At 68.9% G+C, this 23,907-nt stretch carries 23 protein-coding genes; 11 read left to right on the top strand and 12 right to left on the bottom strand.

The window, feature by feature from the left end; translation table 11 throughout:
• The first annotated feature begins 72 nt into the window (after positions 1 to 72).
• The 3 genes from SB751_RS11960 to SB751_RS11950 are packed head-to-tail and all read left to right on the top strand — an operon-like array spanning position 73 to position 3,228.
• On the top strand, positions 73 to 1,104 hold the full coding sequence (locus SB751_RS11960) for a Bug family tripartite tricarboxylate transporter substrate binding protein (protein ID WP_250025865.1): 1,032 nt from the start codon (positions 73 to 75) through the stop codon (positions 1,102 to 1,104).
• Between the two features lie 22 nt (positions 1,105 to 1,126).
• A complete protein-coding gene (locus tag SB751_RS11955; RefSeq protein ID WP_410748078.1) occupies positions 1,127 to 2,380 on the top strand; it encodes a CaiB/BaiF CoA transferase family protein in 1,254 nt (417 codons plus the stop codon).
• Entirely contained in the window at positions 2,377 to 3,228 is an 852-nt protein-coding gene (locus SB751_RS11950; protein ID WP_144196910.1) for a citryl-CoA lyase, read from the top strand. The genes SB751_RS11955 and SB751_RS11950 overlap by 4 nt, the downstream gene beginning before the upstream one ends.
• 15 nt (positions 3,229 to 3,243) lie before the next feature.
• Here SB751_RS11950 and SB751_RS11945 read toward each other — a convergent pair whose 3' ends face one another.
• From SB751_RS11945 to SB751_RS11935, 3 genes are read right to left on the bottom strand one after another with little or no spacing between them, the layout of a single operon-like run.
• A complete protein-coding gene (locus tag SB751_RS11945; protein WP_144196909.1) occupies positions 3,244 to 4,053 on the bottom strand; it encodes a phosphate/phosphite/phosphonate ABC transporter substrate-binding protein in 810 nt (269 codons plus the stop codon).
• A gap of 1 nt (position 4,054) precedes the next feature.
• Positions 4,055 to 5,059: an ornithine cyclodeaminase family protein gene (locus SB751_RS11940; protein WP_144196908.1), complete on the bottom strand. Its 1,005-nt coding sequence runs from the start codon at positions 5,057 to 5,059 to the stop codon at positions 4,055 to 4,057.
• Between the two features lie 10 nt (positions 5,060 to 5,069).
• Positions 5,070 to 6,065, bottom strand: a complete 996-nt coding sequence (locus SB751_RS11935) for a Bug family tripartite tricarboxylate transporter substrate binding protein (protein WP_244844750.1) — start codon at positions 6,063 to 6,065, stop codon at positions 5,070 to 5,072.
• A gap of 294 nt (positions 6,066 to 6,359) precedes the next feature.
• Here SB751_RS11935 and hutC point away from each other — a divergent pair, with 294 nt between their 5' ends.
• Complete coding sequence (gene hutC, locus SB751_RS11930) at positions 6,360 to 7,082, top strand: histidine utilization repressor (RefSeq protein WP_144196907.1); 723 nt, start codon at positions 6,360 to 6,362, stop codon at positions 7,080 to 7,082.
• Positions 7,083 to 7,088: 6 nt separating this feature from the next.
• Here hutC and SB751_RS11925 read toward each other — a convergent pair whose 3' ends face one another.
• From SB751_RS11925 to SB751_RS11895, 7 genes are all read right to left on the bottom strand, one after another.
• Positions 7,089 to 8,348 (bottom strand): sensor domain-containing diguanylate cyclase, encoded by a 1,260-nt coding sequence (locus tag SB751_RS11925; RefSeq protein ID WP_144196906.1) that lies wholly within the window; start codon positions 8,346 to 8,348, stop codon positions 7,089 to 7,091.
• 202 nt (positions 8,349 to 8,550) lie between these two features.
• Complete coding sequence (locus tag SB751_RS11920) at positions 8,551 to 9,336, bottom strand: IclR family transcriptional regulator (RefSeq protein ID WP_144196905.1); 786 nt, start codon at positions 9,334 to 9,336, stop codon at positions 8,551 to 8,553.
• Between the two features lie 84 nt (positions 9,337 to 9,420).
• Entirely contained in the window at positions 9,421 to 10,188 is a 768-nt protein-coding gene (locus tag SB751_RS11915) for a class I SAM-dependent methyltransferase (RefSeq protein WP_410748077.1), read from the bottom strand.
• 64 nt (positions 10,189 to 10,252) lie between these two features.
• Complete coding sequence (locus SB751_RS11910; RefSeq protein WP_211943294.1) at positions 10,253 to 11,122, bottom strand: ABC transporter permease; 870 nt, start codon at positions 11,120 to 11,122, stop codon at positions 10,253 to 10,255.
• Positions 11,123 to 11,163: 41 nt separating this feature from the next.
• Positions 11,164 to 12,018 carry an ABC transporter ATP-binding protein gene (locus SB751_RS11905; RefSeq protein ID WP_144196902.1) on the bottom strand — a complete coding sequence of 285 codons (855 nt, stop codon included), beginning with the start codon at positions 12,016 to 12,018 and terminating at the stop codon, positions 11,164 to 11,166.
• 1 nt (position 12,019) lies between these two features.
• Positions 12,020 to 13,063 carry an ABC transporter substrate-binding protein gene (locus SB751_RS11900; protein WP_186296801.1) on the bottom strand — a complete coding sequence of 348 codons (1,044 nt, stop codon included), beginning with the start codon at positions 13,061 to 13,063 and terminating at the stop codon, positions 12,020 to 12,022.
• Between the two features lie 40 nt (positions 13,064 to 13,103).
• The gene (locus tag SB751_RS11895) at positions 13,104 to 13,973 is read right to left on the bottom strand and encodes a TauD/TfdA dioxygenase family protein (RefSeq protein WP_410748076.1); all 870 of its coding nucleotides are present in this window, start codon (positions 13,971 to 13,973) and stop codon (positions 13,104 to 13,106) included.
• A 225-nt stretch (positions 13,974 to 14,198) separates the two neighbouring features.
• Between SB751_RS11895 and SB751_RS11890 the strand changes: the two genes are divergently transcribed.
• From SB751_RS11890 to SB751_RS11870, 5 genes are all read left to right on the top strand, one after another.
• Complete coding sequence (locus SB751_RS11890; protein ID WP_144196900.1) at positions 14,199 to 15,194, top strand: aliphatic sulfonate ABC transporter substrate-binding protein; 996 nt, start codon at positions 14,199 to 14,201, stop codon at positions 15,192 to 15,194.
• Positions 15,195 to 15,347: 153 nt separating this feature from the next.
• Positions 15,348 to 16,448 (top strand): pyruvate dehydrogenase (acetyl-transferring) E1 component subunit alpha, encoded by a 1,101-nt coding sequence (gene pdhA, locus SB751_RS11885; protein ID WP_144196899.1) that lies wholly within the window; start codon positions 15,348 to 15,350, stop codon positions 16,446 to 16,448.
• Entirely contained in the window at positions 16,441 to 17,418 is a 978-nt protein-coding gene (locus tag SB751_RS11880; RefSeq protein ID WP_144196898.1) for an alpha-ketoacid dehydrogenase subunit beta, read from the top strand. The genes pdhA and SB751_RS11880 overlap by 8 nt, the downstream gene beginning before the upstream one ends.
• 9 nt (positions 17,419 to 17,427) lie before the next feature.
• On the top strand, positions 17,428 to 18,558 hold the full coding sequence (locus SB751_RS11875; protein WP_144196897.1) for a dihydrolipoamide acetyltransferase family protein: 1,131 nt from the start codon (positions 17,428 to 17,430) through the stop codon (positions 18,556 to 18,558).
• A gap of 151 nt (positions 18,559 to 18,709) precedes the next feature.
• Positions 18,710 to 19,363, top strand: coding sequence for a peroxiredoxin (locus SB751_RS11870; RefSeq protein WP_144196896.1), 654 nt, complete (start codon positions 18,710 to 18,712; stop codon positions 19,361 to 19,363).
• Between the two features lie 209 nt (positions 19,364 to 19,572).
• On the opposite strand, the gene SB751_RS11865 is transcribed toward SB751_RS11870, so the two are convergent.
• Entirely contained in the window at positions 19,573 to 20,535 is a 963-nt protein-coding gene (locus tag SB751_RS11865) for a chemotaxis protein (RefSeq protein WP_144196895.1), read from the bottom strand.
• A 510-nt stretch (positions 20,536 to 21,045) separates the two neighbouring features.
• Between SB751_RS11865 and SB751_RS11860 the strand changes: the two genes are divergently transcribed.
• Complete coding sequence (locus SB751_RS11860; protein ID WP_144196894.1) at positions 21,046 to 22,446, top strand: NCS2 family permease; 1,401 nt, start codon at positions 21,046 to 21,048, stop codon at positions 22,444 to 22,446.
• A gap of 399 nt (positions 22,447 to 22,845) precedes the next feature.
• The gene (locus tag SB751_RS11855; protein WP_144196893.1) at positions 22,846 to 23,163 is read left to right on the top strand and encodes an H-NS histone family protein; all 318 of its coding nucleotides are present in this window, start codon (positions 22,846 to 22,848) and stop codon (positions 23,161 to 23,163) included.
• A 67-nt stretch (positions 23,164 to 23,230) separates the two neighbouring features.
• Here SB751_RS11855 and SB751_RS11850 read toward each other — a convergent pair whose 3' ends face one another.
• Entirely contained in the window at positions 23,231 to 23,785 is a 555-nt protein-coding gene (locus SB751_RS11850; RefSeq protein WP_313816434.1) for a hypothetical protein, read from the bottom strand.
• Between the last annotated feature and the right edge of the window lie 122 nt (positions 23,786 to 23,907).

The raw sequence follows: 23,907 nt of genomic DNA, 5'->3' as shown, positions 1-23,907 counted from the left end.
GATCATTGTTCTATCTTACAGAACATTTCTTAGAGACCATCAGGACATACGAAAACCGCAGGAGACACCCGCATGTTCCGTTCCGCCCCGATCCGTTCCCGCCTTCCTTCCCGCCTTCCTTCCCGCCCTACATTGCCGGCCTGCGCGCTGGTGGCCGCCCTGCTGGCGGCGCCGCTGCTGACCAGCGCCCCCGCCGCACAGGCCGCCGATGCCTGGCCCAGCCAGCCCGTGCGGCTGGTGGTGCCGTTTCCGCCGGCTGGCGGCACGGATGTACTGTCGCGCCTCGTCTTCAACAAGGTCGGGGCGGCCACCCACTGGACCGTGGTGGTCGAGAACCGCGCCGGCGCCGGCGGCAATATCGGGCTGGACACGGTGGCCAAGGCCCGCGCGGACGGCTACACGGTGGGCATGGGCCAGACCGCCAACCTCGCCATCAATCCGTCGCTCTATCCCAAGATGCCGTACGACGCCGTGCGCGACTTCACGCCCGTGGTGCTGGTATCCGCCCAGCCGGTGGTGGTGATCGTGCGGCAGGATGCGCCGTTCAAGACGCTGGCCGATCTGGTGGCGGCGGGCAAGGCCAAGCAGCTGTCGATGGCGTCCGCCGGCACCGGCACGGTGGGCCACCTGACCGGCGAAATGTTCCAGCGCCGCGCCGGCATCAAGGCGCTGCACGTGCCGTATAAGGGCGCCTCCCCGGCGCTGACCGACCTGATGGGCGGCCAGACCGACTTCTACTTCGCCACGCCGCCCATCGCCCTGCCGATGCTCAAGGCCGGCAAGCTGCGCGCGCTGGCCGTGACCTCCGCCAAGCGCCTGCCGCTGCTGCCCAACGTGCCCACCGTGGCCGAACAGGGCTACGCCGGCTTCCAGGCCGAGGACTGGAAGGCCCTCGTGGCGCCCGCCGGCACGCCCGCCGAGGTGGTGCAGCGCCTCAACGCCGAGGTGAACAAGGCCCTGAAGGACCCGGACACCGTGGCCAGGCTGCGCGAGGAAGGCAGCGAGCCGCGCGGCGGCAGCCCCGCCGACCTGGCCAGCGTCATCAAGGCCGAGAACACGCGCTGGGGCACCATCGTGCGTGAGTCCGGCGCCAAGGCTGAGTAATCTTTTCAAGGCAGGACCCGTCATGCAACCGCAATCCCAACCGCAGCCGCAGCCGCAGCCGCAACCGCAACCGCAACCCGTCAAGCCGCTCCGCAACATCCGCGTGCTCGACCTCACCAACGTGCTGGCCGGCCCGTTCTGCTGCCATCAGCTGGCGCACATGGGCGCGGAGGTGATCAAGGTGGAGACGCCGGGCACCGGCGACCTCGCGCGCCAGCTTGGCGCCGATGCCGACCTGAACCAGCGGCTGATGGGCGTGTCATTCCTCGCCCAGAACCCGGGCAAGCGCTCGATCACGCTCAACCTCAAGCACGCGCGCGGCAAGGAGGTCTTCCGCAAGCTCGTGGCCAGCGCCGATGTGCTGGTCGAGAACTTCCGGCCCGGCGTGATGAAGCGGCTCGACCTTGGCCATGAAGACCTGAAGGCTGTGAATCCGCGCCTGATCTACTGCGCGATCTCGGGCTTCGGCCAGGACGGCCCGCTCTCGGACCTGCCCGCCTACGACCAGATCATCCAGGGCATGTCGGGCGTGATGAGCATCACCGGCGACCCCGAAACCGCGCCGTACCGCGTGGGCTATCCGGTCTCCGACACCATCGGCGGCATCACGGCGGCCTTCGCCATCGCGGCGTCGCTGGCGGACACCACGCGCACCGAGGGCTATTTCCTCGATGTGTCGATGCTGGAAGCCACGCTCGCCACGATGGGCTGGGTGGTCTCCAACCACCTGATCGCCGGCAAGGCGCCCTCGCCGATGGGCAACGAGAACATGACGGCCAGCCCGTCCGGCACGTTCCGCACCGGCGACGGCCTGCTCAACATCGCCGCGAACAAGCAGGAGCAGTTCGAAGCCGTGTGCCGCGTGCTGGGCCGCCCCGAGCTGGCCACCGATGCGCGCTTCGCGCAGCGCCAGGCGCGGCTGACCAACCGCCGCGCGCTGACGGAGGCGCTGGAAGCGGAACTCGCCCGCGAGCCCGCCACGGTCTGGTGGCAACGGCTGAACGAGGCCGGCGTGCCGGCCGGGCCGGTGCTTAACGTGCCGGACACCCTCGCCCATCCGCAGGTGCGTGACCGCGGCATGGTCGGCCATTTCCCCGATGTGCCCGGCGTGGGCCGCGACATCCGGCTGGTGCGCACCGGCTTCAAGGTCAACGGGCAGGCGCCCGCCGTGGATACCCCGCCGCCCGAACTGGGCCAGCACACCCGCGACATCCTCGTCGAACTCGGCTACGCCGACGCCGACATCGACACCCTGAAACAGGAGCGCGCGCTATGAGCGACAAGACGACCGACGCCGGCCAGCAGGCCTCGCAGGACTGGTGGCATACCGAAATCATCGACATGAAGCCGGGCGAGATCCGCTATCGCGGCTACCCGATCGAACAGCTGATCGGCAATGTCTCGTTCGCCCAGATGATCTGGCTGATGCTGCGCGGCGAGCTGCCGGGGCCGGGCCAGGGCGAATTGCTCGACGCCGCGCTGATGGCGGCGGTGGACCATGGCCCGCAGGCGCCGAGCATCGCGATTGCGCGCATGGCCGCCACCTGCGGCGTGGGGCTGAACAACGCGATGGCGTCGGCCGTGAACGTGCTGGGCGACGTGCACGGCGGCGCCGGCGAGCAGGCGGTGGAGCTGTATCAGGACGTGGCGCAGCGCGAAGATGCCGGCGCCACGCGTGAAGAAGCCGTAGCGGCGGCGCTGCAAGCCTACCGGGAGCTGCGCGGCAAGTTTGTGTCCGGATTCGGGCACCGCTTCCATCCGCTCGACCCGCGTGCGCCGCGCCTGCTGGCGCTGGTGGATCAGGCGGCGGCTGCCGGCGTGGTCTCCGGCCGCTACGCGGGCATCGCCCGCGCGGTGGAGCAGGCGCTCGGCGCGGGCCGGGAGAAGCCGATTCCGATGAATATCGACGGCGCCACGGCAGTGATCTACGCCGAACTGGGCTTCCCGGCCCCGCTCGCGCGCGGCCTGTTCTGCCTGTCGCGCTCGGTCGGCATCCTCTCCCACGCCTGGGAACAAACCCAGCAAGGCGGCCGCAACAAGGGCCCCATCCCCCGCCAGTTCATCTGGACGTACGACGGCGTGCCGCAGCGGGATGTGCCGGGCGCGCAGCCGGGCGCGCAATAACGCCAGGAAGCCGCCTCAGCGGATCTCCGGATAGTGCGTCTCCCCTGCCGCCGCCAGCGGCAGGCTGTCGTACGCCGGCACGTCTGGCACGACGAAGCGCTGCACCACCACCGCCTCAAGCAGGGCCACGTAGCGGGCGTCCTCGTGCAGGCTGCACAGCTTGTCCACGAGCCGCTCCCGGTCCGGCGCCGGCAGGGTCTCGGCGGCCACCAGTAGCGGGATCGGCGTCCACGGCGTGACGGCGATGGTGTCCACCCCGGCCAGCCACGCCGGCTCATGCTTTCGTACGAGTTCGAGGAAATAGCTGTCGAGGGCGGTCACGTCGATCTGCCGACCCTGCAGCGCCTCCAGCACACGCGGCGGCGTGTCCAGCGGGCCGACCGAGGCCGCGTACAGCGCCCGGCCCGCCTCCCCCGCATGCTGGGCCAGCAGCAGCCGCGCCGCCTGATAGCCCGACTGCGAATGCGGCACCATCCAGCCAAAGCGCTGCCCGAAGGTATCGGGCAGGCTGCGCCAGCCGCATTCGCGCCGCACCAGCAGTTCGCTCCGATAGCGCGGCAGCCCGGCGTAGGCCGCCACCGCCGGCACCGGCGCCGCCAGCGGCACCACGGGCGCCACGTGCTCGGCGAACGGCAGCCCGCACATGAAGCCGCACACGAGGTCGCGCCGCTGCCACAGCGCCTTCAGGGAGGCCGGCCAGGCGTGCGGAATCACGCGCACCGGCCAGTCGAGATCCGCAAAGACCTGCGCGAACAGCCGCTGCCATGCCTCGGCCACTGCCGGCGTGGCGTTGTACATGCGCGTCGAGGCAACGCCGTGCGCCATCTCAGGCAAACCGCAGCGTCTGGCCGAGCCCCAGCGCCCGCGCCTTGGTCAGCATGGCGTGGCCGAGGGCGATGTCCGTGGTGGACAGCCCGCGGTGCCAGAACAGGATGGTCTCGTCGTCACGCTCGCGGCCCGGCTTCAGCCCGGCCACGATCTGGCCCAGCTCGGCGTGGAGGTTTTCCTCGTTCAGCCGCCCGCTGTCCACGTGCTGGCGCAGCGCGCCGAACGGCAGCCCCTTGCGGCACTGGCCCCAGTCGTCCACCACCATCTTGCTCATGATGTCGGTCAGGGACAGTTCCACCGCGCTCATCGTGCCGTACGGAATCACCAGCGCGCCGGGCTTGATCCATTCTGTCAGCAGCATCGGCGTGGGCGCCGGCAGGCGGGAGGCTTCCACGATGATGTCCGCCCCGCGCACGCAGGACTCCCAGTCGTCGGTCACGATCACCGGCTTGCCGAGGTCGCGCGTCAGCCGCGTGGCAAAGGCGTCGCGGCTCTCGGGCCGGCGCGAATGCACGCGGATTTCGTCGAAATCGAAGATCGAATCGAGCAACCGCACGTTCCAGTACGAAGTCCCGCGCGCGCCCACGTGGCCGAGGATCTTGCTGCCCTTGCGCGCCAGATGCCGGGCGCCGAGCGCCGTCACGGCGCCGGTGCGCATGTCGGTGATGGCCGTGGCGTCGATCACGGCCAGCGGCACGCCGTTGTCCGGGTCGAACAGGTTCAGCAGCGCCATTTCCGAGGGCAGGCCCTGCTTGTAGTTATCGACATAGTCCGAAACCACCTTCACCCCGGCCACGTGCAGCGGCTTGATAAAGCCGCGCAGCACGTTGAAATGGCCCTTGTCCGACGACTCCGGCACCAGGTGCACGCGCGGCTCGATCACGGTCTCGCGGCGGCCCTGCGCGGCCAGCGCGCCTTCCACCGCCGCCAGGATCTCGGCATCGGTCAGCGCCAGTGCGGCCACGTCCGGCCCGTTCAGGTAGGTCAGGTACAGCTCTTTCACGGTGGTCTCCTTACTGCATCGGGGGAATGTTGGCGCGGTGCACGATGGCGCGCCACTTGAGCGTCTCGGCGGCGATGGTGCCGCCGAACGCCTGCGCGCTGTTGCCCACCGGCTCCAGGCCCAGCGCGTCGAGTTTTTCGCGCACGTCGGGCTGGCGCAGCACGGTGGCCACGCCGGCCTGCCATTTCTGGACGATGGCGTCCGGCGTGCCCTTCGGTGCCACCAGCCCGTACCAGGAGGTCACGTCGAAGCCCGGATAGCCCGATTCCGCCACGGTTGGCACGTTCGGCAGCTGTGGCAGGCGGCGCGGGCTGGCCACGGCCAGCGGCACCAGCTTGCCGGTGCGGATGTGCTGCAACACCGTGGAAATGCCCCCGAACATCATCTGCACCTGCCCGCCCAGCACGTCGTTGAGCGCGGGCGCCATGCCGTTGTAGGGCACGTGAACCGTCTTGATGCCGGCCTCCAGGTTCAGCAGCTCGCCCGCCAGATGCGCGCCGCTGCCGTTGCCCGGCGAGGAGAAATTGAGTTCGCCCGGATGGGCCCTGGCGTAGCTGACCAGCTCCTTCAGCGAGCGGGCCTGGACGGCCGGATTCACCACCAGCACGTTTGGCGACGCCGCGAGCATGGTCACCGGCACGAAGTCGCGCGTCTCATAGCCGAGTTTCGGGAACAGGATGGGATTCACGGTCAGGTTGCCGGCTGGGGCCAGCCCCAGCGTGTAGCCGTCCGGCGCGGCGCGGGCCACGGCCTCCATGCCGATATTGCCGGCAGCGCCGGGCTTGTTGTCCACCACGATGGATTTGCCCCATTGCTCGCCCAGCTTCTGGCCGATGAGGCGCGGCAGCGCGTCCGCCACGCCGCCGGCGGCGAATGGCACGATGATCCGCACCGGCTTGGCGGGATAGGTCGAATGGGTGTCTGGCTGTGCGCTGGCGGCCGTGGCCCATGACAGCGCTACCGGCAGCAGCCATGCCGCTGCCAGCCTGAAAAGATGACGATTCACTGCGGGCTCCCCGTGCTTTGCGATCTCGATACCGTCGCCGTGACAGCGCTTCCGGCTTGTCTTCGGCAGCAGCTTGTATAGACTGATCTTATCGATCCTGTCTGATACTGTATAGACAACTTTTTGCAGATCGAAAAGCGGTTTCCGCATAAGCGGCGCAATCCCCGCGTTGCGCCCCGCTGTGGCACACCGTTGGTGCGATGCGGCACAATGCGCGGGCATCGCCAGGGGTGGCCGGCGCCGCATTTCACCGAAGCGGACCGCGCGCACCATTACAGAGAGCCAGGAGCCTGCATGTCATCGACCCCCTCGTCGGCCACGCCGACGCCCGCCTTCCAGCGCATCAAGGACTATGTGCAGGGGGAAATCGAGGCCGGCACCTGGGGCGAGGGGGACGCCATCCCGCCCGAACTGCGGCTCGCCGCCCAGTTCGGCGTCTCGCGCATGACCGTGAACCGCGCGCTCAACGAGCTGGAGGCGGAGCAGGTGCTGGTGCGGCGCAAGGGCGCCGGCACCTTCGTGGCGCCGCAGCGCTACCAGGCCACCGTGGTAGAGATCCGCAGCATTGCCGAGGAGATCCGCGCGCGCGGCCACCGCCACCGCAGTGCGCTGTTCCGGCTGGAGCGCCAGCGCGCCACGCGGATGCTGGCCACGCAGTTCGGCGTGGCCGAGCGCAGCATGCTGTTCCATTCGGTGATCCTGCACTACGAGAACGACGCGCCGATCCAGGTGGAAGACCGCTGGGTCAATCCGGCGCTGGCGCCCGGCTATATGGAAATCGACTTTGGCGCGGTCACGCCCAACGAGCACCTGATGCGGGTGGCGCCGCTACAGCGCGCCGAGTACCAGATCGAGGCGCAGCTACCCACGGCCGAGGTGGCGGAGATGCTGGCCATTGGCGAGGCAGAACCGGCGCTGGTGCTGCGCCGGCGCACGTTCTCGCGTGACGCGGTGGCTTCGCTGGTGGTGCTGTGGCACCCGGGCAAGCGGTATCGCTTCGGGGGGGCGCTGGGGTAGGCCGGCCTAGGCGGCGGTGGCGCAGTCCATCGGGGCTGGCGCGCCGTCCTGCGCTTCGTCCTGCGCGTCGTCCCGCGCTTCCGGTTTCTCGTCGATCACCATGCTCGACCCCAGCACGAACTGGTCGCGGCCCCGCTGCTTGGCCATGTAGAGCGCGCGGTCGGCTTCGGAAAACAGGTTGCGCCACAGCGACTCGCGGCTCGTGGCGCCGCCATGCAGCTGCGCCACGCCGATGCTGACGCTGGCGTGCCCGCCCCGCCCCGGCAACTCGATCGCGCGCACCTTGCGCAGGATGCGGTTGGCCAGCGCCGTGGCCTGGTGTTCGTCCGTGTGCGGGCAGAGGATGCAGAACTCCTCGCCACCGTAGCGTGCGGCGATGTCCGAGGCGCGGCGCGAGTTGTCCAGCGCGGCGGCAATCTCGCGCAGCACGTTGTCGCCGGCGTGGTGGCCGTGGGTGTCGTTGACCTGCTTGAAGTGGTCCACGTCGATGACGAGGCAGGACAGCGCCTCGCGCTCGCGCTGCCAGCGCGCCACCAGTCCCATGGCGGTCATGTCCAGCGCGCCACGGTTCAGCAGGCCGGTCAGTGCATCGACCCGCGCCCCGCTCTCGTTGCGGGCGATGATCTGCTCCATCGCCATCAGGCTGAAGCCGAACAGGCCCAGCAGCACCGCCACCAGCGGCGCGAGCGGCCAGACCGACGAGGCGGTCTGGGCGAAGAACGGCACCATCGCCTGGCTATGGAACGAGCCCGCCTGCCCCAGCGCCGCCACCTGGGAGCCCAGCAGCACCAGATGGGAGGCCAGCACCAGCGGCCCGCCGATGCTGGTACGGCCGCGCGCGCTGCGCAGCAGGGTGATGAGGGTGGTGAACGAGGTCATGGCCAGCACGCCGTAGCCGATGGCGTGGATCAGCATCGGGCCGTCCGCCAGCCCGCTCATCAGCACCATCAGGACCATCACCACGGCGCCGGTGGCGCGCAGCAGGTTGGCGCGATCGGGCAGGCCGTAATAGACCCGCACGCCGCGATAGATGGCCAGCCGGCCGACAATATAGGCCCCCGCGCCAAGCGCGCCGAGATGGAGCGACCCGGCGCCCACGCTGGCCGCCACGACCAGCCCGGCGCCGGAGGCGATGACATGGCCGCTCGCCCAGAGCCGCCCGGCCTCGTTGGCGCGCAGCGCAAGCACCAGCCCCGCCGCCATCACCAGCGTGCTGGAGAACACCACCATCATGACGACCAGAATGGTCTGCTGGGCCAGGTGCACGGATTCAACATCCTCTAAAGCTACCGGGGGCGGCTGCCGTTATTGCGGTTTACCCTGATCCTGGCCGCAGGATGCCCGCTGATAACGGGAATTGCGACCGGAGAGGCGCATCATAGCCCGTGCATGGCTTGCGGCGGCACCCCCGTTAAGCCGGGTTAGCGCGCACGCAACGTTTTGAAATTACTACGGAAATCCGTGCGGATCAGTCTTCGTCAGATAGGTCGTTCTGCCCTGCGGGAACCACCGGGGTGGCAGGCGCCGGCTGGACTTCCGGGAAGGTGCCGCCGAGCGCCGCCGTAAGCTGGCGCGCAGCGGCGAGCACCTGGTCGCGGAAGGCTTCGGAGAAGCGCGGGGTCGGGCAGGTCAGCGTCAGCGCGCCCTTCAGTTCGCCGGCCGGGCCAAACACCGGCGCGGAGACCCCGGCGATGTCCGGGCTGCGGTCGCCCACCATCGCAATCACCCCTTCCTCGCGGATGCGCTGGTAGATCTCGCCCCGTGCGCCCGAGAACGCCCGCAGCACGCGGCCACCGGCGCCACGGTTGCGCGGCAGGAGATCGCCGGCGCGGATGTGGTCGCGCACGGGCTGGGGGGAATCCACGCGATAGAGGCACAGGCGGTGCTCGCCCTGCTCCACGTGGAAGGCGGCGGACTCCCGCGTGTCGCGCACCAGCTCGCGCAGCGCGGGCATCACCACCTGCTCCAGCGAGAAAGACGCCGCGTAGACCGCGTTGAGCCGGGCGACTTCCGGGCCGAGCCCATAGCGGCCATCGGCCTGCCGCTGCACCAGCCGGGCATGCTCCAGCGAGGCCAGCAGCCGCAGCAGCGTGCTCTTATATAGACCGCTGCGGTGCGCCAGTTCGGCCAGGCCCAGCGCGGTGTCCCCTTCCCGGAACACCGAGAGCACGAACAGCGCCCGGTCCACGGCCACGGCGCCGCCTGCGGCACCATGCTTGTCGGCTTCGGAGAGTTGGGCGGCTTTACGTGGCATGGCGGGACGGCGGGCGGCCGGTTGGAATGGGCGTCCACCGTATAGAACGGCCCGTGGCTTGTCAATCCGACCGAGCCGGGCCTCTCAGCCCCGTTCGCAGCAATAGGCGGCCGTGGTGTAGGGGAACGCCACCACCGCCTGGCCACGCAGCGCCGGGGCGGTGGCGATGACCTCGTGCAGCTGGGCGCGCACCGCGCCCTGCTGCGCCGGGGGCAGCGAGGCGATGAAGCTGACCGACATCACGCGGTCCACGATGACCTGCTCGGGCGCGCCGGTGTGGGTGTAGGGGAATTCCGTCAGGCGCAGCGGCCCGAAGCCCTCGGCGGGAAAGACCCGCTTCCAGTCGCCCCGGTAGTAGCGCGGTGCATCGGCTTCGAACGGGGTCATGATGGCCGTGAGCCGGGCCACCCAGTCGACCGATTCATCGCGCACGTTCCACACCAGCCCGAGCTTGCCGCCGGGACGCAGCACGCGGCGGATCTCGGCCATGGCGGCGGGGTTGGCGAACCAGTGGAAAGCCTGCGCGCAGACCACAGCGTCCACGCTGGCGTCGGGCAGCGGGATGGCTTCGGCGGTGCCGGCCAGCACGGTGGCGTCTGGCAGCTTGGCGGCCAGCTGGGCGCGCATCTCGGCCACCGGCTCCACGGCCACCACGCTGGCGCCGGTGGCGGCCAACAGGCGGGTGAACTTGCCGGTGCCGGCGCCGAGGTCGACCACCGACCTGCCCGGGGCGAGCCCCAGGGTGTCGCGCAGCCAGTGCGTCAGTTCGGCGGGATATTCGGGACGCCCACGGGCGTAGGTATCGGCCTGGGCGGAAAAGCCCTGGGCGGCGGCATTGTGGATGGCGGTCATGGGGGCTCCGGACGAGACCACGTACCTTACTCCGCCCCTGCCCACCGGGCAACCCGCCCCTTCCTCAGTGCTGCATGCCCCAGCGCCGCACCGTCACGCGTTCCAGCGTGGTGAAGACCAGCCCCTCCACCGCCAGCCCGATCAGGATCACCGTGGCGAGGCCCGCGAACACGCGGTCCGTGTACAGCTCGTTGCGGTTCTGGAAGATGTACCAGCCCAGCCCGCCCTTGCCCGACGACGCGCCGAACACCAGTTCCGCCGCAATCAGCGTGCGCCAGGCAAAGGCCCAGCCGATCTTGAGCCCGGACAGCACGGCCGGCAGCGCCGCCGGCAGCAGGATCAGCACCACGTAGCGCAGGCCGCGCAGCCCGTAGTTACGCCCGGCCATGCGCAGCGTCTCGGGCACGCCGCGAAAGCCCGCGTAGGTGTTCAGCGCCAGCGGCCACAGCACCGAGTGGATCAGCACGAAGATCAGGCTCTTGCTGCCCAGGCCGAACCAGAGCAGCGCCAGCGGCAGCAGCGCGATGGCCGGCAGCGGGTTGAACATGGCGGTCAGCGTGTCCAGCAGGTCCCGCCCGAGCCGGGTGGAAACGGCCAGCGTGGTCAGCATGAAGGCCAGCGCAATGCCCGCCGCGTAGCCCTGCACCAGCACCGACAGCGACACCGCCGCCTTGCCCGGCAACTCGCCATTGGCGATGCCTTCGGCAAACGCCCGTGCCGTGGCCAGGAAGGTAGGCAGCAGCAGGTCGTTGTCCTGGATGCGGGCGAGGATTTCCCAGAGCACCGCCAGCGCCAGCAGGATCACCGCCTTGCGCACCCAGCCCTGCTGCCAGAGGCGGCGATGAAAGGGCAGCGGCCGCGACAGCGGCACGGCGGTGAACGGCTCGAGCGCCAGTTCGTATTCAGGGCGGATGGGGGTGTCGAGGGTGGTCATGATCGGTCGAAAAAGTTCGCTGGGCCTGGTTCGCTGGGACCCTACGCGTGCGCCCTGCCCCGCGCGCTGGCGGTCTCCGCTGGCTGATCGAACAGCATCTGGTGGATGCGCTGCGCGGCGGCCTGGAAATCGGCGCTGCCCTGGCTGGCCAGGCTGAACTGGTGGCTGTTGAGTTCAGCACGTACGCGCCCCGGGTGCGGGGACAGCAGCAGGATGCGGTTGCCGACCACCAGCGCTTCCTCGATCGAATGGGTCACGAACAGCAGCGTGAAGGCGGCGTCGTGCCACAGTTCGAGCAGTTCCTCCTGCATGCGGCGCCGGGTCAGCGCGTCCAGCGCGGCGAAGGGCTCGTCCATCAGCAGCACCTTGGGCCGCATCGCCAGCGCGCGGGCAATCGCCACGCGCTGTTTCATGCCGCCGGAGAGCGTGTGCGGATAGGCATCGGCAAACTGCGCCAGCCCCACCTTGTTCAGGAAGTGCAGCGCCACCTCGGCAGCCTCGGCGGCGCCCATGCCGCGCGAGCGCCGCAGCGGGAACATCACGTTCTGCTTCACCGTCTGCCACGGCGGCAGCTGGTCGAATTCCTGGAACACGACGATGCGGTCCGGCCCCGGCGCCGCCACGCGCCGCCCTTCCAGGCGGATCTCGCCCTCGGCCGGCGGCACGAAGCCGGCCACGGCCTTGAGCAGCGTGGACTTGCCGCAGCCGGACGGGCCCAGCAGCACGAAGCGGTCGCCGCCGTGCACGTTGAAGCTCACGCGGTGCGTGGCGCGCACCACGCGCGCGTCGGTGCGGTATTCGAGCGAGACGCCGTCCACCTGCAACAGCGGCGAGGACAGCGAGGGCCGGCCCGGAATCACGCGCAGATGCGCGCCAGCGTGCAGCGGTTCAGACATTTCAGCTCCCCTGGGCCGTGGCCGGGTCCTGGAAGAAGTAGTCCTGCCAGGACTTCGGCTGGTTCTTGATCGCCCCCACGCGGTGCATGAACTCGGCCAGCGCGAAGGTGTTCTGCGGCGTGATCTTGAACTGCACCTGCGGGTTGCGCAGGATCCTGACCAGCAGCGCGCGGTCGATCCTGGCCTTGTTCACGCGGATATAGAGGTCGGCGGCGGCCTCCGGGTTGGCGGTGGCGAACTGCGCAGCCTCGGCCAGCGCATCGACAAAGGCGCGGTAGGTCTTGGGGTTCTCGTTGCGGAACTTCTCGGTGGCGTAGAGCACGGTGGCGGAACTCGGCCCGCCCAGCACGTCGTACGAGCTGAGCACGATGCGCGCGTTGGGGTTGCCGGCCAGCTCCTGCTCCTGGAACGGCGGGTTGCCGAAGTGGCCGGTGATCTCGGTGCCGCCGGCGATGATGGCCGCCGCCGCGTCCGGGTGGGGCACGGCCACGGTCCATTTGTCGAGCCGGTTGAACTCCTTGTCGCCCCACTGCCTGGCGGCCGCCAGTTGCAGCACGCGCGACTGCACTGACACCGTGACAGCCGGTAGCGCGATGCGGTCCTTGTCGGAGAAATCGGCAATCGACTTCACCTTGGGATTGTTGCTGACGAGGTAGTACGGGAAGTTGCCGAGCGAGGCCACGCCGCGCACGTTCTGCCGGCCATGCGTGCGGTCCCACAGCGTCAGCAGCGGGCCCACGCCGGCGCCGGCGATGTCGATGGCGCCCGAGAGCAGCGCGTCGTTGACAGCGGCGCCGCCCGAGAGCTGGGTCCATTCCACCTTGACGTCCACGCCCTGCTGCTTGCCGTGCTTCTCGATCAGTTGCTGGTCACGCGCCACGTTCAGCAGCAGGTAGACCACGCCGAACTGCTCGGCAATGCGCAGGCGGCCCTCGGCGTGCGCCACGCCGGTCAGGGCGAGGCTGGCGCACTGCCCAATCAGCACGGTCAGCATGGCGGCGGCGGCGCGGCGTTTCAGGGTGGTCGAAAGGAATGACAGGGACATGTAGGGGCTCCGGATGGATGTGGTTGGCTCGGTTTCGTGCTCAGAACGGCGTATCGCCTTCGATGGTGGTGCGGTACATCACGCGGCGCAGGTGGTCGGGCGTACCGGCGGCCAGATGCAGCAGCGAGCGGTTGTCCCAGAACACGAGGTCGTTCGGCTGCCACGGGTGGCGGTAGACGTGCGCGGGCTTCACGCTATGGGCGAACAGCTCGTCCAGCAGCGCGCGGCTTTCGTCCTCCGGCAGGCCGGCGATGCGCGTGGTGAAGTGCTCGCTGACGAACAGCGCCTTGCGGCCCGTCTCCGGATGCGTGCGCACCACGGGCTGGAGCACCGGCTTCACCTGGGCGATCTGCTCGGGCGACAGGTTGGGTCGCCAAGGGCTGCGCGCCTGCAGCTCGGCGTAGCGCGCCAGGTAGGTGTGCTCGGCCTGCAGGCCCTCCACCTGGCGTTGCAGGTCGGCGGGCAGCGCGTCCCAGGCGGTGTGCATATTGGCGAACAGCGTGTCGCCGCCCTCCTCGGGCAGCTCCCGCGCGTGCAGCAGCGAGCCGAGGCTGGGCTTCTCCTTATAAGAGAGGTCGGAGTGCCAGAAGTGGCCGGCATCGCCCAGCCCGATCGGCTTGCCGTCTTCCACCACGTTCGAGACGATCAGGATCTCGGGATGGCCGGGCAGCTGGAACTGGTGCAGCACGTGGATCTGCAGCGGGCCAAAGCGGCGGCTGAAGTCGATTTGCTGCGCGGGCGTGATGCGCTGGTCGCGGAAGACCACCACGTGGTGGTCCAGATGGGCGCGATGGAGGCGCTGGAAGTCCGCCGCGGACAGCGGCTGGTTCAGATCGAGCCCGATCACTTCCGCACCAAGCGCGGCGTCGAACGGGCGGATCTCGAAATCCTGGAGGGTGGCAGTCGTCATGGCAATGCGCTTCTGGGCGTCTGGGGGGACCGGGGGAACCGTGTACAAGCGATGCACTGTAAAGAGCGGGCGATATCGGAACAACGAATCAAATCGCGCGCGGTTATGCGGTCGCCGCATATGGCGCCGATCCGCATAAGCAAAGGCGGGAAACTTCGTTCGCCGCGCGGGCGTTGGCGGCTAGGCTGGCGGGCTAGACACCCACCCGAACGAAGGAAATCCGCCATGTCGCACGAATCTGACGCCACCCGCGGCCCCACCCGCCGCCGCCTGGTCCTGGCCGGCCTGGGGAGCGCCGCGCTCCCGCTGCTGTCGCCCCTGTCGCACGCGGCCAATGTCGCCGAGGGCCCCGAAACGCTGCGCATCGGCTACCAGAAGTCCTCCACGCTGATGATCTGGCTCAAGTCGCGCGAGACACTGGAGAAAGCCCTCGCCCCGCTGAAGGTGAGCGTGCAGTGGCACGAGTTCACCTCGGGGCTGCCGCTGCTGGAATCGCTCAACGTCAACAACCTCGACCTCACTGCCGATGTGGCGGACGCGGTGCCGCCCTTCGCGCTGGCCGCCGGCGCGCAGCTGACCTACTACGCCATCGAGACGCCCTCGCCCACGGCGCAGGCCATCGTGGTGCGGCAGGACTCGCCGATCCGCACCGTCGCCCAGCTCAAGGGCCAGCGCGTGGCGTTTGCCAAGGGCGCGGGGGCGCACTACCTGCTGGTGGAGGCGCTCGCCGAAGCGGGGCTGTCCGTGCGCGATATCGAGCCGGCCTACCTGACACCCGCCGATGCCCGCGCGGCCTTCGAGCGCGGCAGCGTGGCGGCCTGGGTGATCTGGGACCCGTTCCTCGCAGCGGTGCAGCGCCAGGCCAATGCGCGCATCCTGCGTGATGGGACGAAGCTGGCCAGCTACCGGCGCTTCTATCTGGCCGCCACGCCGTACGCCAAGCGCCGGCCGGACGTGCTGGCCGTGGTGTATGACGCGCTGCGCCGCGCAGGCGACTGGATCAAGCGCAACCCGGGTCCGGCGGCGGCGTGGCATGCGCCGCTGATCGGGCTCGACCCGGCCACCGTGGAGGCCGCCAACCTGCGCCGTACCTACCAGGTGCAGGCCGTGGACGCCGCCTCGCTCGAGGAACAGCAGCGCATTGCCGACGCCTTCGCCGCGCAGTCCATCCTGCCGAGGAAAGTGACCGTAGCGGCCTCGCCGGTCTGGAAGCCAGTGTAAGGCCCCCGGTTTTCTCCCCCCGGCCGCCCCGTGCGGCAGCGCACGCCCGCTCCCCGCATCCGTGCCCTACACTCGAAGGCAGCAGCGTCCACAAGATGCTGCGCCGCACAGGGCACCGCGAACCTGACAGGGTTCCAACACGGGGACATCCACATGGACACTGTTGCGCGCTTCGAGATCGGCTTCACCCGCTACCTTTCCGCCCAGGGCACCGCCAGCCCAGACCTTCCCCCCTTCGCCCGCGACCCGGCCGCGCTGCTGCCGCTGTATCGCGCCATGGTGCTGACCCGCCAGTTCGATCTCAAGGCCATCGCCATGCAGCGCACGGGGCAGATCGGCACCTTTGCGTCCGCGCTTGGGCAGGAGGCCATTGGGGTCGGGGTGGCCTCCGCCATGCTGCCGGACGACGTGCTGGTGCCGTCCTACCGCGACCACGCCGCGCAGTTTGTGCGGGGCGTCACCATGACCGAGAGCCTGCTGTACTGGGGCGGCGACGAGCGCGGCAGCGGCTTTGCGGCGGCGCCGCATGACTTTGGCAACTGCGTGCCGATCGGCACCCAGGTGGGCCACGGCGCCGGCGTGGCCTATGCGTTCCAGCTGCGTGGGCAGCCCCGCGTGGCGGTGACCATCGTCGGGGACGGCGGCACCTCCAAGGGCGATTTCTACGAAGGCATGAACATGGCCGGCGCCTGGCACGTGCCGCTGGTCATCGTCGTCAACAACAACCAGTGGGCAATCTCGATGCCGCGCAGCAAGCAGACCGCCGCGCAGACGCTTGCCCAGAAGGCCATTGCCGCCGGCATTCCCGGCGAGCAGGTCGATGGCAACGACGTGATCGCAGTGCGGCACCGCGTGGGCGAGGCGATCGCGCGCGCCCGGGCCGGCGGCGGCCCCACGCTGATCGAGGCAGTGACCTACCGGCTGGGCGATCACACCACGGCCGACGATGCCTCGCGCTACCGCGACGACGCGGCGGTCAAGGCCGCCTGGGCGCAGGAGCCCATCGCGCGGCTGCGCGACTATCTCGCCGCGCAGGGCGCCTGGGACGCGGGCCGGGAGGAGGCGCTGATCCGCGAATGCCAGCAGGCCGTGGCCGCCGCCGTGGACGCCTACCTGGCCCTGCCGCCGCCAGACACCGGCGCGATGTTCGACTGCCTCTACGCCACCCTGCCCGCCGCGCTGGAAGCCCAGCGCGACATGGCGCGCCAATACGAGGTGGGGCAAGCCAACCAGCCAGGAGCCCACCATGGCTGAACTGCATCTGGTGGAAGCGGTGAACCTGGCGCTGGCCCACGCGCTGGCGCACGACCCGGACGTGGTGCTGCTAGGCGAGGACATCGGCGTCAACGGCGGCGTGTTCCGTGCCACGGTGGGCCTGCAAGCCCGCTTTGGCGAGGCGCGCGTGATCGACACCCCGCTGGCCGAAGGCGGCATCGTCGGCGCGGCCATCGGCATGGCGGCGATGGGGCTCAAGCCGGTGGCCGAGATCCAGTTCGCGGGCTTCATCTACCCGGCCATCGACAACATCCTCAACCACGCCGGCCACATGCGCCACCGCACGCGCGGCCGGCTGGGCTGTCCGATGGTGGTGCGCGCGCCCAGCGGGGCCGGCATCCACGCGCCCGAGCATCACTCCGAGAGCCCGGAGGCGATGTTCGCGCACATGCCCGGCATCCGCGTGGTCATGCCGTCTTCACCCGCGCGCGCCTACGGGCTGTTGCTGGCGGCCATCCGCGACCCGGACCCGGTGATCTTTTTGGAGCCGACGCGGCTCTACCGGCTGTTCCGGCAGGAAGTGCCCGACGATGGCGAGGCGCTGCCGCTCGACGCCTGCTTCACGCTGCGCGACGGCGCCGACCTTACGCTGGTGAGCTGGGGCGCGATGCTGCAGGAGACGCTGGCCGCCGCCGACCAACTGGCCGACGAAGGCATCAGTGCCGCCGTGATCGACGTGGCGACGCTGAAGCCGCTCGACATGGACACCATCCTCGAATCCGTGGCGCGGAGCGGCCGCTGCGTGATCGTGCACGAGGCGCCGCGCACGGCGGGGCTCGGCGCGGAGATTGCGGCCAATCTGGCCGATGCCGGTCTCTATTCGCTCAGCGCGCCGGTGCAGCGCGTGACCGGCTACGACACCGTGGTGCCGCTGGCCCGGCTGGAGCACAGCTACCTGCCCTCCGTGGCGCGGATTGTCGATGCCGCGCGGCGCGCGCTGGCGGCCTAGGAGACGTTCATGCGGACCTTCAAGCTGCCCGATCTGGGCGAGGGATTGCAGGAAGCGGAGATCGTGGCGTGGCACGTCAAGCCCGGGGACAGCGTGGCGGCGGACGAGCCACTGCTGTCCGTGGAGACCGCCAAGGCCATCGTCGAGATTCCATCGCCATTCAGCGGCCAGGTGGCCAGGCTGTTCGCGCAGCCGGGCGATATCGTCCATCTTGGCGCACCGCTGGTGGGCTTCGAGGGCGCCGGCAGCGCCCAGGACGATGCCGGCACCGTGGTGGGCGCGGTCAAGGTCGGCACGCAGGTGCTGGCGGAGGCGGCAGCCCCGGTGGCGCCGCTCGGGCCGGGTGGCGCGCACGGCATCAAGGCCACGCCGGCGGTGCGGGCGCTGGCGCGCAAGCTGTCGGTAGACCTCGCCATGGTCACGCCCTCCGGCCATGACGGCCTGATCACGGCCACGGACGTGCAGCGCGTGGCCACCACGCTGGCCGATCTCGGCCCGGCCGAAGTGGTGCGCGGCGTGCGCCGGGCGATGGCCCAGAACATGGCCCGGGCGCAGAGCGAGGTGGCGGCGGCCACGGTCATGGACGATGCCGACCTGCACGCCTGGCAGCAGGATGCGGGGCCGGGCAACGACATCACGATCCGCCTCGTGCGGGCGCTGGTGGCCGGCGTGCATGCCGAGCCGGGGCTCAACGCGTGGTACGAGGGCCAGAGCGGCCGGCGCCATGTGCTGGAGCGGATCGACGTGGGCATCGCCGCGGACCTGCCCGAGGGCCTGTTCGTGCCGGTGCTGCGCAACGTTGGCAAGCGCGACGCCGCCGACCTGCGCGCCGGGCTGGACCGCATGCGCGCGGACATCGTCGCGCGCACCATCGCCCCGGAGGAGATGCGCGGCAACACCATCACGCTATCCAACTTCGGCATGATCGCGGGGCGCTACGCGGCGCCCATCATCGTGCCGCCCACGGTTGCCATCCTCGGCGCCGGGCGTATACGTGACGAAGTGGTGGCGGCCGGCGGCCAGCCCGCCGTGCATCGCGTGATGCCGCTGTCCCTGACCTTCGACCACCGCGTGGTCACGGGCGGCGAGGCGGCGCGCTTCCTGCGCGCGGTGATCGCGGACCTGGAACGGCCGGCGTAGCCCCAGCCGTTCCTCCGCCCACCCTGAATGTGACGCGCGAACGACACGCAGCGGGGGAGTTTTTTCACTGCGCAATTCCTATACTGGAGTTCCCCGGCGACGCCGGCAGCCCAATCATCCACCTGGCCCTGACAGAGACAAGGAGTGCGACATGGCAATTCGACTAGGCGAGGAAGCGCCCGACTTCACCGCCGATACCACCGAAGGCAAGATTCGCTTTCACGAATGGATGGGTGACAGCTGGGCGATCCTGTTCTCGCATCCGAAGGACTTCACCCCGGTCTGCACGACCGAGCTGGGCTACATGGCCAAGCTCAAGCCGGAGTTCGACAAGCGCAATACCAAGATCATCGGCCTGTCCATCGACCCCGTGGACGACCACCAGCGCTGGGCCAAGGACATCGAGGAGACCCAGGGCAGCGCGGTCAACTATCCGATGATCGGCGACGCGGACCTGCACGTGGCCAAGCTGTACGACATGATTCACCCCGAGGCCAGCGGCGGCAAGCGCACCGCCGTGGACAACGCCACGATCCGCTCGGTGTTCATGATCGGCCCGGACAAGAAGGTCAAGGCCATGCTGGTCTATCCGATGAGCGCGGGCCGCAACTTCGACGAGGTGCTGCGCCTGCTGGACTCGCTCCAGCTCAACGCAAAGCACACCGTGGCCACGCCCGTCAACTGGAAACCGGGCGAGGACGTGATCATCCCGACCTCGGTCTCGGACGACGATGCGAAGAAGAAATATCCACAGGGCTTCAAGACGCTGAAGCCGTACCTGCGTACGGTGGCGCAGCCGAAGTAAACATCGGGAAGCCCAGGGAAGCGGGGTCGGCGGGGGGCCAAATGCGAACGGGAGCTATCCACAGTTCCAGTGGATAATCTCCCACCCCGCGACCCGCAAACCCGCGCCAGCATTGGAAAGAGCTGGACTGCCCGATTTTTATGCAACTGGTTTCGGACAGGGATGCTGTGCTCCCCTCTCCCGTCTGCGGGCGAGGGGAAAAGATGCGTTTACGGATGGCGCGCCATCACGCCACGGATGGTGTCCGCAAGATCCTTCGCCAGGAATTTCGACACATAGGCATCGGCGCCAACCTTGCGCACGTGCTCCTCGCTGGCCTCGCCGGAGAGCGAGGAGTGGATGACCACGGGCAGGGACTTGAGCCGCGCGTCGCCCTTGATCTTGCGCGTGAGCGTGAAGCCGTCCATCTCGGGCATTTCCAGGTCGGTCAGCACCAGCGCGATCTCGTCGCGGATGGTCTTGCCCTGGGTGGCGGCGAGGTCGGCGATGCTGCCCAGCATCTCCCACGCCTCCTGGCCCGTCTTGGTCATCACCACCTGCACGCCCATCGCCTTCAGGCCGTTCTCGATCAGGCCGCGCGCCAGCGCCGAGTCATCGGCGGCCAGCACCTTGGTGCCGGGGCGCAGGTTCAGCGCCGGGCCCACGGTGGCCGGGTCCACGTCCGGCTGGCGGGTGGGCAGCACATCGCGCAGGATCTGCTCCACATCGAGCACCTGCACCAGGCGCGGGTTCTCGCCGCCGGCATCGAGCTTGGCGATGCTGGTCACCAGCCCGCCCTTGACGCTGGTCTCGGCCGAGATCACCTGGCTCCAGTCCAGGCGCACGATTTCTTCCACGGCTTCCACGGCAAAGCCCTGCGTGGAGCGCGCGTACTCGGTCACCAGCATGATGTTCAGGCCGGATTTCGGCTGGCACTCCAGCAGGCGCGGCAGGTCGATCACGGGAATCACCTGGCCACGGATGTCGGCCATGCCGAGGATGGACGGCTCGGCGCCCACCACGGTGGTCACGGAGGGCATCACCAGGATTTCGCGGACCTTGAACACGTTGATGCCGAACAGTTCGGATTGCCCGCTGTTCGCCGCGTCGCCAAGTCGGAACAACAGCAGTTCGAACTGATTGTTGTTGGTCAGGTTCGTGCGCTCGTCAATGTCTCTCATCGCGCTGGTCATCGTGCTTGCTCCGCTGCTGGCTGGGGTGGCCGGGGTGACTTATGGGTAAATGGACAGGTGTTGCCAAAGGTCTATCGGCGCCGCCGCCGGGACCTTTAGCGATCCGGCCAGCTTTCCCGCGGCAGGCCCCGGCCATGTGACCGGAACCTACCTTGCGGGGCCGGTCGCATGGCCGGAAACCCCGTCCGGCCGCCCACCGAGGGAAATCCCTGAGCCTCCGGAAGCACCGCAAACCCGTGGATATTCGGCGCCCCGCATGTTCCGCATCGCGCCCCGATGATGAAAGCGGCGCAGCCCTCCCCTACCGTTGAGCCTCGCCGGATCCTGCCCGCCAGAGGCAGCCGACCGGCCACCGGCCCCCCCGGGCCGGACACCGAGGAAAGAGACGCCCGCACCCCGCGCACCGATGCCACCGGGACCTCCGCCCTCGCACCCAGAACCACGTGAGACAAGCTGACGCCGGACCCGTACGCGGACCGGCGCGGCGCCCCTGCAAGGAGGCAGACCATCATGATCGAACAGCCGTATCCGTCCGTCACGGACGTGGATGACGCAGCGCACGCGCAGGGCACGCGCACCGGCAGCGCGGGAAAAATCGACGAGTACTTCCAGATCAGCGCGCGCGGCAGCACGCAGCGCCGCGAGGTGGTGGCCGGTACCACCACTTTCATGGCGATGGTCTATGCCGTGTTCGTGGTGCCGGGCATGCTCGGCAAGGCCGGCTTCGACACCAGCGCGGTGTTCGTGGCCGTGTGCCTGACCACGGCGTTCGGCTCGCTGCTGATGGGGCTCTGGGCCCGGCTGCCCATCGCCATTGGCTGCGCCATCTCGCTCACCGCCTTCATGGCCTTCGGCCTGGTACTCGGGCAGAAGCTCTCGCCCGAGGTGGCGCTCGGCGCCGTGTTCCTGATGGGCGTGGTCTTCACGGCGATCTCGGTCACCGGCGTGCGATCCTGGATCTTGCGCAACCTGCCGGCCGGCGTGGCCCATGGCGCGGGAATCGGTATCGGACTTTTCCTATTGCTGATTGCCTCGAACGAGGTCGGCCTGGTGGTCAAGAACCCCGGCGCCGGCCTGCCCGTGCAACTGGGCCACATCACCGCCTTCCCGGTGGTGATGTCGGTGCTCGGGCTGGCGGCGATCTTCGGCCTGGAGCGCCGCCGCGTGCCGGGCGGCATCCTGCTGGTGATCATCGCCATCTCGGCGCTGGGCCTGGCCTTCGACCCGGCCGTGAAGTACACCGGCGTGTTCGCCCTGCCGAGCCTCTCGGCCCCCGGCCATGCCTCGCTGATCGGTGCCATGGACATCCGGGGCGCGCTGTCCGCCGCCGTGCTGCCCAGCGTGCTGGCGCTGGTGATGACCGCCGTGTTCGACGCCACCGGCACCATCCGCGCCGTGGCCGGGCAGGCCAACCAGCTCGACGCCACCGGCCGCATCCATAACGGCGGCCGGGCCCTGACCGCCGACTCGGTCAGCTCGATCTTCTCGGCGATGTTCGGCGGCGCCCCGGCGGCGGCCTATATCGAGTCCACCGTGGGCGTGGCCGCCGGCGCGCGCACCGGGCTCGCGGCGGTCACCGTCGGCGTGCTGTTCCTGGCCGTGATGTTCTTCTCGCCACTGGCCGGGCTGGTGCCGTCGTACGCCACGGCACCCGCGCTGATGTACGTGGGCCTGCTGATGCTGTCGAGCGTGAGCCGCCTGCATATGGACGATCTGGTCGACGCCATGGCCGGTCTGGTTTGCGCGGTCTTTATCGTGCTGACCTGCAATATCGTCACCGGCATCATGCTCGGTTTCTGCACGCTGGTGATTGGCCGACTCGTCTCCGGTGAATGGCGCAAGCTCAATATCGGCACGGTGGCCATTGCCGTGGCGCTGGCCGCCTTCTATGCCGGAGGCTGGGCAATCTAAGAAATGTCCGACCCCCGTCGGCCAACGATGTGTGCGGTACCACCCTGGGTAACCAGTGGAATTCGCAACCCCCGGAGTCTTTCCCTCCGGGGGTTTTTTTCTGCCAAGTCGCCAAAAATATCAGTGCCGCCAATCCTGCGCGGCGCCTGTCACGCGCGGCAATTCTCGTTCCGCGATTTCGACATTGCTAGGGATTCTCCGAAATGCGCCGGCATTGAAATCAGTCAAATACGAAAATGCACACTTGCGTAGTCCGATTCAGATCCCACATCTGGAACAAACGTTTTTTATTAGGAAAATCCGTTTATCTTTTGTAATATTTTTGGGACGACTTGAACGACAAATCGCAAGCAATGTCCTGTAACATGCCGCGAACAACAATCTGAACGGGGATCCAAAATGCCGACTTACAAGCAACTGCTGGCTGAAAAAGAAGCACTGGAAGCCAAACTCAGCGAAGTACGCGCCAATGAAGTCTCGGGCGTGGTAGCGCAGATTCGCCAATTGATGGCCGATTACGACCTCACGGTCGACGATATTGCGCCGAAGCGCCGTCGTGGTCGTCCCGCTGGCAGCGGTGCCGGCGCGGCACGCAAGACTGCGGCGCTGCCCCCGAAATACCTGGACCCGAAAACCGGCAAGACCTGGTCTGGCCGTGGCCGTGCCCCGGCATGGCTGGGCAAGCGCCCCGAGCGCTTCCTGATCGAACAGGCCTGAGTTCGAACAGGCCTGAGTCCGATCAGGCTGAGTCCGGCCCACCGTCTCACCCGATAAGCACTCGCGCTTATTGCCCTGCGCGCGCCGGCTCAACGCCCGGCGCGTCGCAAACCAACTCCTTTCGCAACGCCCGGAAACCCTGCTGGCTGGCTTCCTGCACCAGATTGGCCCCGCCATCGGGCCGCGGCAGCAGGCGCAGCACGCGCGCCGCGCATTGGCTCGCCGCTTCATCGCGCGTATAGCGGATTTCATATTGCGCGCCCGACTGCGGAATGAATGACACCCCGGCCGCGCAGCGCACGGCGTCGGCAGGCGGCGCCGCCATTGACGTCACCGCGACAAACACCCGTTTGCCGACTGCCACCTTGCGCTCGCGCGTCTGCGCAGGCGGCTCGGGGGAGCCCCCGGCCATGCCCAGCCCCCGGTCGCGCCCCATCGCGGCGAGTTGCTTGCCCATGCCCGCCAGTACCAGCGGCCGGGCCGGGGTCGGACACCTGGCCGGGTCCACCACGCTGAAGGTGGTGTTCTCGTCGGTGTTGGTCAGCAGCCGCACGCTGGCATAGGGCGCGTCCGAGGGCACGCGGTACTGCGCCACGCAGCCGGACAGGCCGGCGCCGGCCATGAGCACGAGGAAAATCGGGAAAACCCTTGCCGCAACAAGCCGGATCTTGCGCATAGGAAGCACGAAGCTGACAGTTGACCGAGGATGGTGGCACAGCATAGCCGTAGGCGACCATCTTTGGG

It is taken from the genome of Cupriavidus sp. SIMBA_020 (assembly GCF_046535395.1).
Lineage (GTDB): Bacteria > Pseudomonadota > Gammaproteobacteria > Burkholderiales > Burkholderiaceae > Cupriavidus > Cupriavidus campinensis.
This window is presented reverse-complemented; position numbering and strand designations above follow the sequence as displayed.